This window comes from Microbacterium altimontanum (genome assembly GCF_058349865.2).
In genome coordinates this window covers 303,686-320,337 of the sequence record NZ_JBYRJB020000006.1, presented here as the reverse complement: position 1 = coordinate 320,337, position 16,652 = coordinate 303,686, and the positions used below count along the sequence as shown (strand labels likewise).

The 16,652-nt window shown below is 71.0% G+C and carries 15 protein-coding genes and 1 tRNA gene; 7 read left to right on the top strand and 9 right to left on the bottom strand.

Annotation, left to right across the window (positions count from 1 at the left end):
* Positions 1-65 precede the first annotated feature (65 nt).
* Both helR and AC3RX1_RS13075 read left to right on the top strand, forming a co-directional pair.
* On the top strand, positions 66-2,264 hold the full coding sequence (gene helR / locus AC3RX1_RS13080) for an RNA polymerase recycling motor ATPase HelR (protein WP_491501678.1): 2,199 nt from the start codon (positions 66-68) through the stop codon (positions 2,262-2,264).
* A 74-nt stretch (positions 2,265-2,338) separates the two neighbouring features.
* The gene (locus AC3RX1_RS13075; protein WP_491501677.1) at positions 2,339-3,586 is read left to right on the top strand and encodes an FAD-binding protein; all 1,248 of its coding nucleotides are present in this window, start codon (positions 2,339-2,341) and stop codon (positions 3,584-3,586) included.
* A gap of 3 nt (positions 3,587-3,589) precedes the next feature.
* On the opposite strand, the gene AC3RX1_RS13070 is transcribed toward AC3RX1_RS13075, so the two are convergent.
* A complete protein-coding gene (locus AC3RX1_RS13070; protein WP_491501676.1) occupies positions 3,590-4,447 on the bottom strand; it encodes an NAD-dependent epimerase/dehydratase family protein in 858 nt (285 codons plus the stop codon).
* A 62-nt stretch (positions 4,448-4,509) separates the two neighbouring features.
* Entirely contained in the window at positions 4,510-4,860 is a 351-nt protein-coding gene (locus AC3RX1_RS13065) for a nuclear transport factor 2 family protein (RefSeq protein ID WP_491501675.1), read from the bottom strand.
* Between the two features lie 337 nt (positions 4,861-5,197).
* On the opposite strand from AC3RX1_RS13065, the gene AC3RX1_RS13060 reads away from it, so the two are divergent.
* Together AC3RX1_RS13060 and AC3RX1_RS13055 are read left to right on the top strand one after the other, a co-directional pair.
* Positions 5,198-6,256, top strand: a complete 1,059-nt coding sequence (locus AC3RX1_RS13060) for an IS110 family RNA-guided transposase (protein ID WP_491501674.1) — start codon at positions 5,198-5,200, stop codon at positions 6,254-6,256.
* Positions 6,257-6,275: 19 nt separating this feature from the next.
* Positions 6,276-7,322: an NAD(P)H-dependent flavin oxidoreductase gene (locus AC3RX1_RS13055; protein ID WP_491501673.1), complete on the top strand. Its 1,047-nt coding sequence runs from the start codon at positions 6,276-6,278 to the stop codon at positions 7,320-7,322.
* A 13-nt stretch (positions 7,323-7,335) separates the two neighbouring features.
* Here AC3RX1_RS13055 and AC3RX1_RS13050 read toward each other — a convergent pair whose 3' ends face one another.
* The gene (locus AC3RX1_RS13050) at positions 7,336-7,917 is read right to left on the bottom strand and encodes a DnaJ family domain-containing protein (RefSeq protein ID WP_491501672.1); all 582 of its coding nucleotides are present in this window, start codon (positions 7,915-7,917) and stop codon (positions 7,336-7,338) included.
* 189 nt (positions 7,918-8,106) lie between these two features.
* On the opposite strand from AC3RX1_RS13050, the gene AC3RX1_RS13045 reads away from it, so the two are divergent.
* The 3 genes from AC3RX1_RS13045 to AC3RX1_RS13035 all read left to right on the top strand — a co-directional run bounded on the left by AC3RX1_RS13045 (position 8,107) and on the right by AC3RX1_RS13035 (position 10,014).
* Positions 8,107-9,057 (top strand): aldose 1-epimerase family protein, encoded by a 951-nt coding sequence (locus tag AC3RX1_RS13045; RefSeq protein WP_491501671.1) that lies wholly within the window; start codon positions 8,107-8,109, stop codon positions 9,055-9,057.
* Positions 9,058-9,190: 133 nt separating this feature from the next.
* Entirely contained in the window at positions 9,191-9,877 is a 687-nt protein-coding gene (locus tag AC3RX1_RS13040; RefSeq protein WP_491501670.1) for an asparagine synthase, read from the top strand.
* Positions 9,878-9,941: 64 nt separating this feature from the next.
* A tRNA-Arg gene (locus AC3RX1_RS13035) sits at positions 9,942-10,014 on the top strand.
* 53 nt (positions 10,015-10,067) lie between these two features.
* On the opposite strand, the gene AC3RX1_RS13030 is transcribed toward AC3RX1_RS13035, so the two are convergent.
* From AC3RX1_RS13030 to AC3RX1_RS13005, 6 genes are read right to left on the bottom strand one after another with little or no spacing between them, the layout of a single operon-like run.
* Positions 10,068-11,534, bottom strand: coding sequence for an SDR family oxidoreductase (locus tag AC3RX1_RS13030; protein ID WP_491501669.1), 1,467 nt, complete (start codon positions 11,532-11,534; stop codon positions 10,068-10,070).
* Complete coding sequence (locus AC3RX1_RS13025) at positions 11,531-12,508, bottom strand: alpha/beta hydrolase (RefSeq protein ID WP_491501668.1); 978 nt, start codon at positions 12,506-12,508, stop codon at positions 11,531-11,533. Before AC3RX1_RS13025 ends, AC3RX1_RS13030 begins: the two co-directional genes overlap by 4 nt.
* A complete protein-coding gene (locus AC3RX1_RS13020; protein WP_491501667.1) occupies positions 12,505-13,047 on the bottom strand; it encodes a hypothetical protein in 543 nt (180 codons plus the stop codon). Before AC3RX1_RS13020 ends, AC3RX1_RS13025 begins: the two co-directional genes overlap by 4 nt.
* A gap of 41 nt (positions 13,048-13,088) precedes the next feature.
* Positions 13,089-14,642 (bottom strand): phytoene desaturase family protein, encoded by a 1,554-nt coding sequence (gene crtI / locus AC3RX1_RS13015; RefSeq protein ID WP_491501666.1) that lies wholly within the window; start codon positions 14,640-14,642, stop codon positions 13,089-13,091.
* Positions 14,639-15,535, bottom strand: a complete 897-nt coding sequence (locus AC3RX1_RS13010; RefSeq protein ID WP_491501665.1) for a phytoene/squalene synthase family protein — start codon at positions 15,533-15,535, stop codon at positions 14,639-14,641. Before AC3RX1_RS13010 ends, crtI begins: the two co-directional genes overlap by 4 nt.
* Positions 15,532-16,593 (bottom strand): polyprenyl synthetase family protein, encoded by a 1,062-nt coding sequence (locus AC3RX1_RS13005; protein WP_491501664.1) that lies wholly within the window; start codon positions 16,591-16,593, stop codon positions 15,532-15,534. Before AC3RX1_RS13005 ends, AC3RX1_RS13010 begins: the two co-directional genes overlap by 4 nt.
* Positions 16,594-16,652 lie beyond the last annotated feature (59 nt).

Sequence of the window (16,652 nt, the reverse complement as noted above, 5' to 3'; positions counted from 1 at the left end):
TTGCCGCAAGGGCCCGGTCAGGGAACATAATCGACGTTCCCCTCACCGCATCCCGCTGGAGACCCATGCCCACCACGTCCCTCGACGTCTTCGCCCTCCCCGACCGCCTCGCGTTCAAGGCGGCTCCTGCCCTCATCGATGCCGACCGGCGGCAGTTCGCCGCGATCGCCTCCTCCATCGCCGCAGAGACCGGCGCGCTGCGCGAGCGCCTCGCCGCGCGGCTCGCCTCTCCCGCCGGCTACGGCCAGTACGCGATCGAACGCGACGTCGAGGTGCGGCGCATCGAATCGCGGCTGCGCCTGCTGCAGCGCTTCAGCCTCGACATCTGCCTCGGCCGGATGGACCCCGACGACGGCGAACCGGTCTTCATCGGCCGCATCGGCCTGGTCGACGCCGACGGCGAGCCGCTGCTCGTCGACTGGCGCGCGCCCGCCGCCGCCGCGTTCTTCGCCGCGACCGGGGCCGACCGGCAGGGGCTGCGCAGTCGCCGCCGCTACCGCTGGACGAGGGGGCGCATCACCGACTACTGGGACGAGGTGCTCACCACCGGTTCGAGTGCTCCCACGCTGTCGCCCGACGATCAGTCGGCGTTCATCGCGAGTCTCGGCACGAGCCGTTCGGAGCGCATGCGCGACGTCCTCTCGACGATCCAGTCCGACCAGGACGCGATCATCCGCGCCGACGCCCGCGGCCCGCTCGTCGTCGACGGCGGACCCGGCACCGGGAAGACCGTGGTCGCGCTGCACCGCGCCGCCTATCTCCTGTACAACGACGCGCGGCTGAAGGGTGGAAGCGGCGGCGTCCTGTTCATCGGGCCGCACGAACCGTATCTCGCATATGTCGCCGACGTGCTCCCGAGCCTCGGCGAAGACGGCGTGCGCACGTGCACGATCGCCGACCTCGTGCGCGAGGGTCGGGATGCCGCGCCCGAGGCTGGGCCCACGGATCCGGAGGCTCCGCGCAGCGCGACAGCGATGCGTGGAGGGGATTCGGGGAGGATCGCGGCGGTGAAGTCCGACGTCCGCTGGGAGCAGGCGATCGAGCGCGCCGTGCGCTTCTACGAGGAGCCGCCGACCGCCGAGCTCGTCGTGGCCACCCCGTGGGCCGATCTCGTGCTCGACGCCGGCGACTGGGCCGACGCGTTCGCGGCGCCCGAGCCCGGCACGGCCCACAACGAGGCTCGCGACCAGGTGTGGGAGACGATCGTGGGCATCCTGTACGAGCGCCTCGGCGAGGATGACGTGCCGCCCCGGCTGTTCGCTCAGGCGCTGCGCAGCGACGTCGCTCTCACCCGGGCCTTCGCGCGGGCGTGGCCGCTGGTGGAGGCATCCGTCGTCGTCACGGACCTGTGGACGGTGCCGGCGTTCCTGCGCCGCTGCGCTCCCTGGCTCGGCGTCGCCGACGTGGAGCTGCTGCAGCGCTCCGCCGACGCGCCGGTCACCCTCGAGGACCTGCCGCTGCTCGACGCCGCACGGATGCGGCTCGGCGACCCGCGTGCGACGCGCGTGAAGCGCGAGAGAGAGGCGGCGGCCGCGGCCGAGCGCCAGTACCGGGCAGACATCGCCGAATACCTCATCGCCTCCGCCGACGACGGCGAAGACCTCGTCTCCATGCTGCGTGGCGATGATCTGCAGAACGCGCTCGACGACCAGGCGGCCCTGCCGCCGCTCGACCCCGATCTGCTGGCCGGTCCGTTCGCGCACATCGTGGTCGACGAGGCGCAGGAGCTCACCGACGCGCAGTGGCAGATGCTGCTGCGGCGCTGCCCGTCGCGCAGCTTCACGATCGTCGGCGACCGCGCCCAGGCGCGGCACGGGTTCGCGCAGAGCTGGGAGGAGCGCCTCGCCGCCGCCGGGATCCGTGGCGCGCGTCGCCGGGAGCTGTCGATCAACTACCGCACTCCGGAGGAGGTGATGGATGCCGCGGCCCCCGTGATCCGTGCGGTGCTGCCCGATGCGAACGTTCCCACGTCGGTGCGGCGCAGCGGCGTCCCGGTCGCGTATCGGCCGCTCACCGACCGCGATGCGCTCCTCGACGAGTGGCTCGCCGCGCAAGCGGAGGGCACCGCGTGTGTGATCGGCGACCCCGCCTACGTGGGAACGGACCGCGTACGCTCGCTCGCCCCCGAACACGTGAAGGGCCTCGAGTTCGACCTCGTGCTCCTCGTCTCACCGGGCGTGTTCGCCGACGGGGTGACCGGTGCCGTCGACCGGTACGTCGCGATGACCCGCGCGACGGGGCGCCTCGTGGTGCTCGAAGGCTGACGTGGCTTCCGTCCCCGGTGTTCGCGGACACCGGGGACGAGCGGCGGCCGATACGCGGGTGGGATGATGGCGCTGTGCGCACCGAGACGAACTGGGCCGGCAACCACCGCTACCGGGCGCAGCGCTACGTCGAGCCCGAGAGCACCGAGGAGCTCGGCGCTCTGATCGCAGGAGCGCATGCGGTGCGGATGCTGGGCACGCGGCACTCCTTCAACGACATCGCCGACAGCGATGAACTCCTCATCGGCGTCTCCCGGCTGCCCGCCCCGATCGAGATCGACGAGGCCGCCCGCACGGTGACCGTCGGCGCCGGGGTGCGCTACGGCGAGCTCGCCCTCGCGCTCCAGGAAGCGGGATGGGCGCTGCACAACCTCGCATCCCTCCCGCACATCTCGGTCGCCGGGGCGATCGCGACCGCCACCCACGGATCGGGCGACCGCAACGGCAACCTCGCGACCGCGGTGCGTGCGCTGCGCCTCGTCACCGGAGCCGGTGAGACGATCGACCTCCGTCGCGGCGATGACGGATTCGAGGGCGCCGTCGTGTCGCTGGGCGCCCTGGGCGCGGTCGTCGAGGTGACGCTCGACATCGAGCCGTCGTTCGCCGTGCGGCAGCGCCTGTTCGGCGGTCTGTCGTGGGATGTCGTCTCCGACCGGTTCGACGAGATCATGGCGACGGCCTACAGCGTGTCGCTGTTCACCGTGTGGGATGAGCCCGCGGTCTCGCTCGCCTGGATCAAGGAGCGGGTCGATGAGCCGTCGCGCGTCGGCGAGGACTTCTTCGGAGCGGTGGCCGAGGCATCCCCTCGCCACATGATCGCGGGGATGGATGTCGCGAACACGACGGAGCAGCTGGGTGTCGCGGGGCCGTGGAGCGAGCGGCTGGCGCATTTCCGGCTGGAGTTCACGCCGTCGAACGGCGCGGAGATCCAGTCGGAGTACCTCGTGCCGCGCGCTCGCGCGGTGGAAGCGATCGAGGCCGTGCGCGCGCTGGGGCCGGTGCTGCGCGGACTGCTGCAGATCGGCGAGATCCGCTCGGTGGCGGCCGACGACCTGTGGCTGTCGCCGGCATATGGGACGGATGTCGTCGGTCTGCACTTCACCTGGATCCGCGACGCTGCCGGAGTCGAAGGCGTGCTGCCCGCCCTCGAGGCGGCGCTGATGCCGCTCGGCGCACGGCCGCACTGGGGCAAGGTGTACCTCGACGCCGACGGCGTCGTGCCGGAGCGCTACCCGCGCCTGGTCGACTTCCGTGCGCTGGCCGAGCGCCTCGATCCCCAGGCGCGCTTCCGCAACCCGTTCGTCCGGCGCCTGCTCGGCTGAGCGTCAGTCGCGCCGAGCGGCTTCGTCGCGCCACGAGAAGCGCGGCTCGTAGCCGAGCAGTCGTCGGGCCTTCGCGATCGACAGCAGGGTGTCGTGCTCGCCCACCGGCCCGTGTCGCGGCACGTCGGGGAAGACCGCCTCGAGCAGCTCTTCGTTCGTGCGGCTCATCACCGTGTCGGCCGCCGCGACGATGAACCGGTCGAACCCCGCCGGTGCGTTCTCGAGTGCGCGCTGCACCGCCTGCGCAGCGTCGCGGGCGTCGACGTAGCCCCAGAGGTTCCACTTCCGCGCCCAGGGGTCCGCGTCGAACGCGGGGAAGTGCGCGTAGTCCTCCGGCCACATCACATTCGAGAAGCGCAGTGCCGTGATCGAGGCATCCGGGTGCCAGCGCACCAGCTCGGCGGCCATCCGTTCTTCAAGCACCTTCACCAGCGAATACACCGATTCCGGCCGGGGCTCGTACTCCTCGTCGACCGGCACGTACGGCGGCGGAACGTCGAACGGCAGCCCCAGCACGGTCTCGCTCGAGGCGTAGACGATGCGCCGGATGCCGACCCTCGTCGCCGCCCAGAACGCATTGAACGTCGCGATCATGTTGTTGTGGAACGTCGCGACGTCGCTGCGGATCCCCGGCGCCGGGATCGCCGCCAGGTGCACGAGCGCATCGAAACCGTCGTGCCGATCCCCGACGGCGGTCAGCGCATCCACCATCTGCCCGTAGTCGGTCAGTTCGACCTGCACGAAGCCCGGCCCGCGAGCGCCCGCGACGTCCAATCCGATGACCTCATGCCCGGCCGTCCGCAGCTCCCGCGCGACGACGGAGCCGAGCTTGCCCGATGATCCGGTGACAGCGATCCGCATGCCTCTCCCTTCCATCGCTCAGAAGACCACGGTGCCCCGGCGGAACACCCCACGTCGCCCCGTCACTTCGGGGTGTAGTGGATGGTCTGCAGCACGATCAGGCCGTCGTGCACGACGAAACTGTCGGCGCCGTCGGTCACCCGCTCCTCGCCTTCGTCGTACGCCGACCACTGCAGGAACGCGTACGGCCCGGCGATCAGCGTCTCGTTGTAGGTGAACTGGGCGCCGTCGCCGACCAGACGCTTGAGCTCGGCGGCCGCGGCGCTCAGACCGTCGTGGCCATCGTAGCGACCCGATCCGGTGAGAAGGATGACGTCGTCGGCGTAGTTGCGCAGATCGGTCTTCGCGTCGCGGCGCAGACGGTTGCTGAGGTGGTCTTGGATGACCTCGGTGGTGGAACGTGCATCGGGCACGACGGGCCCCCTTACTCGAGAACGCCATCGTCTCTCCGCTCGTCGGCGGCCGCCACCCGGATTGGCGACACGCAACGCCGCCGCGCAAGGAGAAGGCGTAGCGTCGAGTCAGTGTCAGGGTGACAGTGCCGCTTCGCGGTGGTTGGATCCTGATCACCTGGTGTCTGGCTCTTAGGCTGGCTGCCGCCTTCGGGTTGGCGTTCATGCGTTTTGCCGGCGTCGGGTGTGATGGACCGGCCGGCGTGACTTGATAGGAGCGTGGCATCGCCCCCGACTGAGGTTTGTCCGCCGACCGGCCCAACCTGTCCCATTCGGTATCAGGAAGGAGACGATTCCCATGGTGATCGTCATCGGCGCGGATGTCCATAAGGCCACTCACACGTTCGTCGCGGTCGACGGGGTGGGCCGCAAGGTCGGCGAGAGGACCGTGAAGGCCACGACCGGCGGTCACGAGGCTGCGCTGCGGTGGGCGAGGACGCAGTTCAGCGACCAGCTGCGGTGGGGCATCGAGGACTGCCGTCACCTGTCGGCACGGCTCGAGCGTGATCTGCTCGCGGCGGGGCAGGAGGTGGTGCGGGTGCCGCCGAAGCTGATGGCCCAGTCCCGCGCGTCGAGCCGGGAGCGGGGCAAGTCCGACCCGATCGACGCGATGGCCGTGGCCCGGGCGGTGCTCCGCGAACCCGACCTCCCGGTCGCGTCGCATGACGAGTCGACCCGGGAACTGAAGCTGCTGGTCGACCGCAGAGAAGACCTGGTCAGCGAGAGAACCCGTCAGATCAACCGGTTGCGCTGGCATCTGCACGAACTCGATCCCGAGTTCGACGTTCCGGTGAAGGGGTTCGCGATCGGCAAGCAACGTCGACGGGTCGCGGACTGGCTGGACGGTCGCGACGGGCTGGTCGCGGAGCTGGCCCGCGACATCCTTGCCGATATCGACACGGGCAGCTCCCGCATCGACGAGCTCGAGAAGAGGATCACTGCGCTGGTGGAGGACCGTTATCCTCACCTCCTCGCGATCCCCGGATGCGGCGCCCTGACGGCGGCGAAGATCGCTGGGGAGACCGCGAATGTCGATCGGTTCCGTTCCGAAGCGTGCTTCGCGATGAACGCCGGCGTCGCACCCCTGCCGGTCTGGTCGGGGAACACCCGGGGCAGAGTCCGGATGAGCCGCACCGGCAACCGACAGCTCAACGCAGCACTTCACCGCATCGCGGTCACCCAGATCCGCCTCGACGGGCTCGGACGCGTCTACTACCGCAAACGCCTCGGCCAGGGCGACTCCACCGTGGAAGCCCTCCGCTGCCTGAAACGCCGACTCTGCCGCGTCGTGTTCCACGCCCTCCACTCCGATCAACAACCCGCTCACCTCCCCGCCAGCCTCCCCCTCGCCGCCTGACTTGACATAGGAGAAACGCATGAGCGACACGCTGCGCGAGGTGCTCGGCATCGAGCATCCGATCGTCCTCGGCCCGTTCGGCGGGCTCTCCTCGGTCGAGCTCACGGCGGCGGTGAGCGATGCCGGCGGCCTCGGTTCGTATGGGTTGTACGGCTACGCGTCCGAGCGCATCACACAGACGATCGAGGAGCTGCGCGCCGCCACCGCCCGCCCGTTCGCCGTCAACCTCTGGCTGCCGACCGGCGAGGAGGTCACGCCGAGCGAGGCCGACCTGACCGCCGCCGCCGCGGCCGCCGCGCCGCTGTTCGAGGAGCTCGGCGTACCGGTGCCCGATCCTCCCGCCCGCTTCCTTCCGCCGGTCGAGGAGCAGCTGGAGGCGGTGCTGGATGCGTCGCCGGCGGCGCTCAGCCTCGTCTACGGCGCTCCGTCCCGAGAGCTCGTCGCCACCCTCCACGGTCGAGGGATCCGAGTGGTCGGCACTGCCACGACCGTCGCCGAGGCGGTGGCGGTGGAAGCGGCCGGCGTCGACGCGGTCGTCGCGACGGGCGCGGAGGCCGCCGGCCATCGCGTGTCGTTCCTGGCCGCGGCCGACCAGTCCCTCGTCGGCACGTTCGCGCTGGTGCCGCAGGTCGTCGACGCCGTGTCGGTGCCCGTGATCGCCGCGGGCGGGATCGCCGACCGGCGCGGCGTCGCCGCGGCGTTCGCCCTCGGCGCTTCGGGAGTGCAGGTGGGCACGGCCTTCCTTCGAACGACCCAGTCCGCCGCTTCGGACGCCCATCGCGCGGCCATCGCGGGGGCATCCGACACCACCACGGTGCTCACGCGTGCGATGAGCGGGCGCCTTGCCCGGGGCATCCCGAACCATGCGATGCGGCAGCTCGAGGCCGGCGGTGCGATCGCGCCCTTCCCGGCACAGAACTGGCTGACCGGGCAATTCCGCGCCGAGGCGGGGCGTCGCGGGCTCGGCGACTACCAGTCGCTGTGGGCCGGACAGGCGGCCGGGCTCGCGGTCCGCGACGACGCGGCGGCGGTGTTCGAGGAGCTGCGCGCGGGCATCCCGGCCTGAGCCGCAGGCTCGTTCACGCGCGTCTGCGGCCCAGCCACCCGCGGCGCCGGGGCGCGGATGCGTCGGCCTGAGTGCGGGCGGCGGCAGCGGCATCCGCTCGTGCCCGCGCCCGCGCACGCCACGCGGCGACCTCCTCGTCGACGTCGCGCAACGGCGTGACGACGGGCGGACCGCCGAGGAGCTGGCGTCGGGCCTCACGGACCCGCCGGTTGAAGTCCTCGAGCACCTCGCGCACGTCGTCCTCTCGCTGCAGCGCGTCGAGCGTCGCCTCCATGCGCTCGTGCTCGACCCGCAGCATGAGCGCCGGTGGGCCGAGCCCGCTCAGCTGCTCCGTCTGGATCTTGCGGCGGATCCACCAGTCCGGGTCGTGGTGGTCGCCGAGACCCTCGAGGGGCTTGCCGGCTCCCGGCAGATCGTCGAACTCGCCGCGGCGTGCCGCCTGCTGGATCGCTGTCTCGACATATGCCCAGCGCTCGGTCTCGGTCATCGGCCGCGGCGTCGACGGCGGTGCGGTGGCCTCCGCCTGCTCGGGATGCTCGCGCAGCTCCTTCTCGAGCCGGTACCGTGCAGCGGCCTCACGTGGATCGTCGGGCATGTCGACCTCCCGTCCCTTCGAGCGTAACGCCGCGGTCCCGGCGGCGGGCCTCGTGCCGGGGGGCCTTCGGCTGGAGCGGTCGATCCGAGTAGAATCGCGGTTTGTGCCGCACGTTCCCGGGCGGCGCGAACCGCCCCGGCGCTGCGCCCGCCGCGGCGCGGGCCCCCCGGTGGCGCAGAAGGCTCCGACATGGCACGCACTCCTCTGTCCGGCACTCAGCACGCCCTCCGGGCGGGCGACTACGAAGCGGTGATCGCGGGCGTCGGCGCCTCGCTGCGCTGCCTCACCTACCGCGGGCGTCACCTGACGCTCGGGTTCGACGCCGACGAAGTGCGTCCGGGCCACCGCGGTGCGACCCTCGTGCCGTGGCCGAACCGCGTCGTCGACGGCCGCTACACGTTCGACGGCGCGGACTACCAGCTCGCGCTCACGGAGCCTGCTCGCGGCCACGCGCTGCACGGGCTGGGCTCGTGGATCGAGTTCCACCCGGTCGACAAGGACTCGAGCCACGTCACGCTCGAGGCCGTGATCGAGGCGCAGAAGGGGTACCCGTGGCGGGTCGTCGTCCGCACCTCGTTCACACTCGACGCGGACGGTCTCACCCAGTCGGTGACGGCGGTCAACGAGTCGAGCGAGCCGGCGCCGTGGGGCACCTCGGCGCACCCGTACCTCGTGGCCGGAGCCGGCACGGTCGACGATTGGACGCTCGAGCTCCCGGCGTCGCAGGTGCTGCAGGCGACCCCCGACCGACTCATCCCCGACGGTCTCGATCCCGTCGACGTCGACGCCGCGCGCTTCGACTTCCGCGTCGCGCGCCCGATCGGTGCCGTGCAGCTCGATCACGCCTTCACCGGGCTGACAGCTGATGCCGACGGCACCACGACGGCACGGGTCACGGCGGCCGACGGCACCGGCGTGGAGATGGTGTGGGAAGCGTCGTGCCCCTGGGTCCAGGTGTTCACGTCCGACCAGCCACAGGGAGCGGCCGACCCGGCGAACCGTGCCGGTCTCGCCCTCGAGCCCATGACGTGCGCGCCCGATGCCTTCAACGCCGGGAAGTACGCGTATGACACCGGCCTGATCGTGCTGGAGCCCGGCGTCCCGGCCACGGCACAGTGGCGCATCGCCGCGATCGGCTGACGGCGGCGCATCCGGGTCCTCTCGACCGGTTCGTCGACGCAAGCCGGGTCCGCTCACCCGGACGGGATGATGTCGAGTCGGCCGCGGCATCCCGTTATCTTTGGGGGAGAGGACCCGGCCGCGAGGAGCACGAGTGGCGAAGACGAAGCGTGACGACGCGGCGCCCGACGTGCCGTTCTGGCGGCGGACGAAAGGCGTCCGGGTCGCCGACATGGTGGCCGAGGGAGTCTACGTCGCATCGGCCGCGACCCGATTGGCGCTGAAGAACCGCATCCTCGTCGACACGCTCGGCAGTGGGGAGGACTTCGATGTCGAGCGCTTCATCCCCGAGGCGCGCGACACCCTGCTGAGCCTCGCGAACGAGGCGGAGCAGGATGCGCGGCGCGTCGAGGCCGCACGCAAGAGGGCGAGCCGGCGGCACAGCGATTCGTTCGGAACCCACGACTATCGCAGCCGCGATGTGCGGAACCTGCGGAAGCGCCAGCACCAGTCGGAGCGCGTCGCGCAGGAGTTGCGCGAGCGTGCCGACGATCCCGAGGAGCTGCGGACGCTGGTCGAGAGCGCGCGGGAAGCCGCGTGGTCGGATGTCGAGCGCAACATCGACAGCACTCTGCGCATCGAGGCCGCGCGGCCCGACCTCGAGCCCGACTACGAGAAGCTGCGCGAGGCGCGCATGCAGTCGCTGCGCCTCGTCGATCTGCCGCGGCTCGCGGCGCATCGGCGGCGCAACGCCCAGGGCGCGGCCGGCGAACTGCACGACGCCCAGACGTCCGACAAGCCGCAGAAGATCGCCGGCATCGACCTCTCGGAGCTCGAGTAGGCGCGATTCGCGGTGGCGCCGTTCGTCGGTTAGGATGGATGACTGTGCGCGGGAACGTGCACGAGCGCTCGTAGCTCAATGGATAGAGCATCTGACTACGGATCAGAAGGTTGGGGGTTCGAGTCCCTTCGAGCGCGCACTGTGTTGAGACAGTAGAAGACCCCGGTCCCGGCGGACCGGGGTCTTTGCGCTATCGTTGCGCGTTCCCGGCCACGGGAGCGGCCACGCGAGAGGCCATGCCGGCGAAGATGATGCCGTGGAAGGGCTTGAGCGACCACCAGTACAGTCGTCCGGCGAGTCCGCGCGGGAAGAACACCGCGCGCTGCCGGTAGCGGCTCCCGTGAGGCGCCGGTTCCACCTGCAGTTCGAGCCATGCACGGCCCGGGAGCCGCATCTCGGCTCGCAACCGCAAGCGCCGCCCTCGCTCGATCGACTCCACTCGCCAGAAGTCGAGTGCGTCTCCGGTGTGCAGCCGGTTCGCGTCGCGTCGTCCTCGACGCAAACCGACCCCTCCCGAGAGCCGATCGAGCCAGCCGCGCGCGGCCCATGCCAACGGGAAGGAGTACCAGCCGTTTTCGCCGCCGATCGCTTCGATCCTGCTCCAGACGTGTTCGGGATCGGCTGCGGAATCGACGTTGCGCTCGTCCACGTAGACGGTGTAGCCCGCCCACTCAGGGTCAGAGGGAATGGGGTCGCTCGAGGCGCTCGGGACCGAGGCATCGCGCCAGCTGGTGCGCACGGTGCCCTCAGCCTCGCGTCGCAGTGCCAGCCGTACCGCCGCACGGTACCCGAGGAGACCTCCCGGGGGCGGGGGAACCAGATCGTCGATGTCGTGCTCGCGCATCACGCAGTCATGCTGCAGCGATTGGATGATCGGCACGGCAAGGTTACGTGGGATCGGGGTGACGAGGTTCACCCAGTGAGAAGCAAGCCAGGGCGTGAACACCGGCAGTGAGGCGATGGGCCGCTGCGGCAGTCCCGCCTCGAGTGCGTAGGCGTTCATCATCTGGCCGTAGCGCAGGACGTCCGGTCCGCCGACGTCGAACGTGCGGTTGACCTCGCCGGGCAGCTCCGCCCACGCCACGAGGTAGCGCAGGACGTCGCGGATCGCGATCGGCTGCACCCGGTTGCGCACCCAGCGGGGCGCCGGCATGTAAGGGAGCACGTCCGTGAGGTGGCGGATCATCTCGAACGACGCCGAGCCCGACCCGATCACGATGCCCGCCTGCAGCACAACCGTCGGCACAGGACCATCGAGGAGCACCCGGCCCACGGCGACACGCGAGTGCAGATGGCGCGACAGCCTCCCGTCGCCTGGGTGCAGACCGGACAGGTAGACAATCCTGCGTGCCCCGTGGGCAGAGGCGGCATCGGCGAGGTTGTGGGCGGCCTGAAGCTCGGTCTTCTCGAAGTCGCCTCGGGCAGCCATGGAGTGCACCAGATAGTAGACGACATCGACGTCTTCGCATGCCCGCATGCATGCACCGGCCTGGAGCAGGTCGCCCTGCGCCACCTCGACCTCGTTGCGCCAGGGCACATCCGTCAGCCGATTCGGATTGCGGACGAAGACGCGGACGTCGATCCCGGCGTCCAGCAGCTCGGGGACGAGCCGCCCGCCCACGTATCCGGTCGCCCCGGTGACGAGGGCCTTGGTCATCGCTCGCGCTCCTCGCTGTCGTCGATCCGCTTCAGGAATCGCAGACTTGCCTGGTCGACCTGATCGCGGGCGTCGCCGTCTGTGATGGTGGGACTCCCGTCCCCCGGCTGTACGCCGTAGTCGCCGAACTGCGCGTGCACTGCCCCGTCGATGACGACGAACTCAGTATCCGTCGGGAGCGTCGACCGGGACGCCGCGATCTTCTCGGGCGTCGAGAGACCGTCGCGACCACCCGAGATCGACATCACCGGGATATGCAGACTTTCGCTCATGTTCGACGCCGGATATGACGCATACAGCAGCAGTCCTCGGGCCGCGCCACGTGCATCGTTCTGCGCCGACTCCGCCTGGATCGCGGCGACAGTGCCGCCCAGCGAGTGGCCGCCGACGACCCAATCCGCTGCCGCTGGAATGGCTCGACGGGCGGAGTCGAATGCCCCCAGCGCGAGGAACGCTATTCCGAACGGCTGCTTGGCCACCACGACCGGGTAGCCGTCCTCCGCGAGCGGACGAAGCACCGCAGCGTACGCACGGGCGTCGACGAGGGCACCCGGCTGGAAGAACACCGCCGTGGAGGAGGCGTGCCCTCGTGGCGCGAGCTCGATCTGAGTCGGGGTCTCGCTGACCGTGACCGCGCCGTCCGAGTACATCGCCGCCAGCGCCGCGGGACCCACGCCATAGGGGCGCAGCCACACCGTGAGGATGATCCACCCCAGACCGAGGGCAAGCATCATGATCCGCAGCACCCGCCGCGGCCGGGCCCGTCGGCGCAGCATCGGCACGACAGCGACCGCGCCGCCGACGAAGGTGAGCGCCAGCCACACGCCGTATGCCGGATGGCCGTGGATGATCGCGTCGCTCGCCGCAACCCAGATCCAGACCGACGCCGCCACCGCAGCCAGGGCCATGACTGCCTGGAACAGGCTCAACACATCGCTGCGGCTCCGCAGGATGGATGAAGTCGTCGCGGTCATGGCGTGTCCGCTGCTACGCGCACCGGCGACGCGTCCTGCTCGGCCGGCCGGCCGGGAGAGGCGAGGCGGAAGGTCGCCATGAGCCCGATCGCCAGCACGCCGGCGGACAGGAACGCCGAGGCGCGCGTGCCGTCGCTGAAGGCCGCACCGGCGGCGTCGCCGACCGCTCGGTCCCGAGCGACGAGCCCCGGGATCGCGCTGCCGAAGGAAGGGATGATGAACAGGGTGAACGCCAGCAGAGACGGCCGGCCAGCGCGCTCGCGGAGCCTGCCCCGCCGCACGAACGCGGCACCGGCCATGACTGCGAGCGCGAATGCGAATGGGACAGGCGAGACCGTGAGTGGCCACTCCCAGCCGCCGATCCGCGGAGCGTGATGCGCATCGCCGAGCCACCAGCCGTAGGCGCGGCCCTCGCCGCGACCAGCGGGATGTTGATGCCGAACGCCCACCGCCAGGGCCGCGATGGCCGCGGGGGTCGAGTGCGGCTCCGCGATCGTGGCGCCGACGATCCCGATCACGGCGAGGACGGCAACGACCACCTGACGGACGCGGTCCGCCCTGCGTACCGGCTCGTTCACAGTCAGACCTCCAGAGGTGTGGTCGAGACGTCGCCGCGGAGACGCTTCACGACGAGCTCGGCACTGATCAGGCACATCGGCAGCCCGATGCCAGGGATCGTGCCGCCGCCCGCGTAGAACAGGCCATCGACTCGCCGGGATGCATTTCCCGCCCGGAGGAACGCACTCTGCCGCAGCGTGTGGCCGGGACCCAGCGCTCCGCCGCGCCAGGCGTTGAGGTCGTCGGCGAAATCGGCCGGTCCGACGGTGCGGCGCACGACGATGCGCTCGGCGAGATCGGGGATGCCCGCCCAGGCGGCGACCTGCGCGATCGCGGCGTCGGCGACCGCCTCGACGGCGGCGTCGCCCCGCCCGCCCTCGCCGCCCGCGCCGGTCGCAGGGTCGGCGGGTACCGGCACCAGCAGGAACAGGTTCTCATGCCCGGTCGGTGCGACGGAATCGTCGGTGGCGCTCGGGCGGCACACGTACACCGATGCGGGATCCGGGATACGGGGTGGGACGCGGAAGATGGCGGAGAAGTTGGCGTCCCAGTCGGCCGTGAAGAACAGGCTGTGGTGCGCGAGCCGGTCGAGCCCGCCGCGGACGCCCAGGTACACCAGCACCGCCCCTGGTCCGGGGTCGCGGCGTTCCCACCACGGCGGAGGGTAGGTCGCCATCTCGGACGGCAGCAGCTGCGTCTCGGTGTGGTGCAGGTCGGCCGCCGACACCACGATGTCCGCCGGGATCATCGTCTCTGCACCGTCCGCCCCCGCGATCCGCACGCCACGGACCCGGCCGCGTCTGCCCGTGCGGACAGTCTCGATCGCCGTGACGCGTGCATTCGTGTGGACCGCGGCACCCGCCTGCCGGGCGAGGGCAGCGACGCTCGCGATGACCGTGGCGATCCCGCCCCGCGGGTACCACACGCCGTCGTCCAGGTCGAGATGGCTCATCAGGTGGTAGATGCTCGGCGTGGTGCGCGGGTCGGCGCCGAGGAACACGGCGGGATAGCTGAGGATCTGCCGCAGCCGCTCGTCCGCGAACGAGCGTGCCGCGTGGTCGGCGAGCGGCTCGCGCAGCATGCGTACGAGCCGGCCGGCGCGGCGCAACACCGCGCGCGTCATGAGGGGGCGGTAGGCGGCGAACGTTGTGTACAGGAAGCTCTGCAGCGCGATCCGGTAGGTCTCCTCCGCCGAGTCGAGGTACCGCTCCAGGTCGGCGCCGGCACCCGGCTCCAGGCTCTCGAACAGCGCGACGGCGTCGGCGCGCCCCGAGCGCACGTCGACGGGCTCCTCGTGCCCTTCGAAGAACACCCGATACCCAGGATCCAGCCGTTCGAGCGGGAACTGCTCGGCGGCGCTCGTGCCCATCAAACGGAAGAAGTGATCGAACACCTCGGGCATGAGGTACCACGACGGCCCCGTGTCGAAGCGGAAGCCGTCCTTCTCCCACACACCAGCGCGGCCGCCGAGCTCGTCGCGGGCCTCGACCAGAGTGACGGCCACGCCCTCACGCGCGAGCAGGGCCGCCGTCGCGAGCCCCGCGATGCCGCCCCCGATCACGACTGCGCGCGTCATCGCCGCCCCCTGAACGCACCGGACAGCTGCGCGCGCAACAGGATCTGTGCTTTCCGCGCAGCGGGCACGCTGATGCGGGTGGTGAGGATGTCGCGGGCAGGCGTGGCGCGAACGGCGGCGCTGAGCGCGGAGAACAGGTCGTGCGCCGCCAGCACCGCCGTGCGGCATCCGTCGGGAAGATCCGGAATCGCCTGACGGGCGTGTCGCAGATCGTCGTCGATGTCGTCCAGGATCGCCGCCTTCTCGGCGTCGGTGAAGGCCTCCGGGTCCACGTGCGGGAAGTAATTGCGGTGCAGCCCTCGCCAGTCGGCGCCGAAGTCGCGCAGGAAGTTGATCTTCTGGAACGCGGCGCCCAGGCTCCGGGCTCCCCGCTCAAGAAGCGCCCGGCGTGCGGCCGTGCAGTCCTCGCCGTGCAGGAACACGCGTAGGCACATCAAGCCGACCACCTCCGCCGAGCCGTAGATGTAGGTCCCGACCTGGTCCGCCGTGAACGGCGCCTCGTCGAGGTCCCGCCGCATCGATGCGAAGAATGGCCGGGTCAGGGATGCGTCGATCCCGGTCGTGCGCGCCGTCCAGGCGAATGCGTGGACGACGAGGTTGGCGCTGTAGCCGCCGCGGATTGCCCGCTCGGTGTCGGTCTCCAGCTCGTCGAGGATCCGGCGCTGCGCGTCGAGGTCGAGCCCGGCGGCGCCGGCCGCGCCGTCGACGATCTCGTCGGCGATGCGCACGAGCCCGTACACGTTCCGGATGTGCGCGCGGCTCGCACTGTCGAACAGCCTCGTGGCCATTCCGAACGACGTCGAGTAGCGCCCGATCACACGTGCCGTTCCGTCCTGTGCCACGCGCGTGTACTGCTGCAGGTCGCCCGCGTCAGCGGCCTCGGGGCGGCTCATCGCGCGCGCTCCCCGGCGATGGTCGCCAGAGCCATCAGGTGCTCGCCCAGCCGGGGCGGTACATCGGGACTGGCGAGCGCCATGCGAGCGGCCTCCACGTGCTCGGCGATCAGCGCGTGCACGGCGTCGCGGGCCCCGCACCGTTCGAGGAGGTCGCGGGCGCGGGCGTGGTCGGCGGCAGCGGCGTCCATCCCGAGCGCCGCCCGCAGCTCGTCCCGCACGTCGGTCTGCAGCGCGTAGGCGACGAGGGGCGTCATCGTCGCCCGGCGCAGGTCGGTGCTCGTGCTCTTGCCCGTCTGCGCCGAGTCGCCGAAGACTCCGAGCAGGTCGTCGCGAAGCTGGAAGGCGATCCCGGCGTTGCGTCCGTACTCGTCGAGTGCGACCAGCGTGGCCTCTCCGGCCCCGGCGAGGATGGCGCCGGCTCGCACCGGCGCGCGGAAGCTGTAGTGCGCGGTCTTGCCGTGTGTCATGGCCAGGACGTCCGGCAGCACGGGCGCCACCACGCCGGCGGTGAGGCCGACGTCCTGCAGCTCGCCGGCGACGGTGACTGCCACGGTCTCCTCGAACAGATCGAGGAGGCGATCGTGACGCGGCCGGTCGAGGACCAGTCGTGCCATCACGCCGTTGGCCGCCTGCACCAGCAGGTCTCCTCCGAGGATTCCGGCCGCCTGCCCCCACGCGACATCGTCGCCGCCGCGGCTGCGTCCGGCCTTCGCGAACGCACCGATGACGTTGGGCGCGCCACGGCGGGTCGTGTCCTGATCGATGACATCGTCGTGCAGCAGGAAGGCTGTATGCAGCAGCTCGAACGCCGCTGCGACGTCCAGCGCCGCTTCGTCCTGTTGGCCACCCAGTTCGTCGTGCGTGCGCAGGACGAGGTCCGGTCGGATGCGTTTGCCTCCCTCGAGGGCACGGGCCAGTTCGTCCAACAGCTGGTCGTACGCTCTCGCGTGCGGCTTGGAGCGGGCCCGCACCCGCTCGAGGACGCGATGCAGGCGATCGCTCAAGCCGGCGCGGTGAGGCAGCGTGTCCGTCGCCAGGTCGGCATCGTTGCTCATCCCGTGGACCCTTCTGCTAGCTCGGCAGATAACTAGCCTAGCATGATTCTTGACGACGG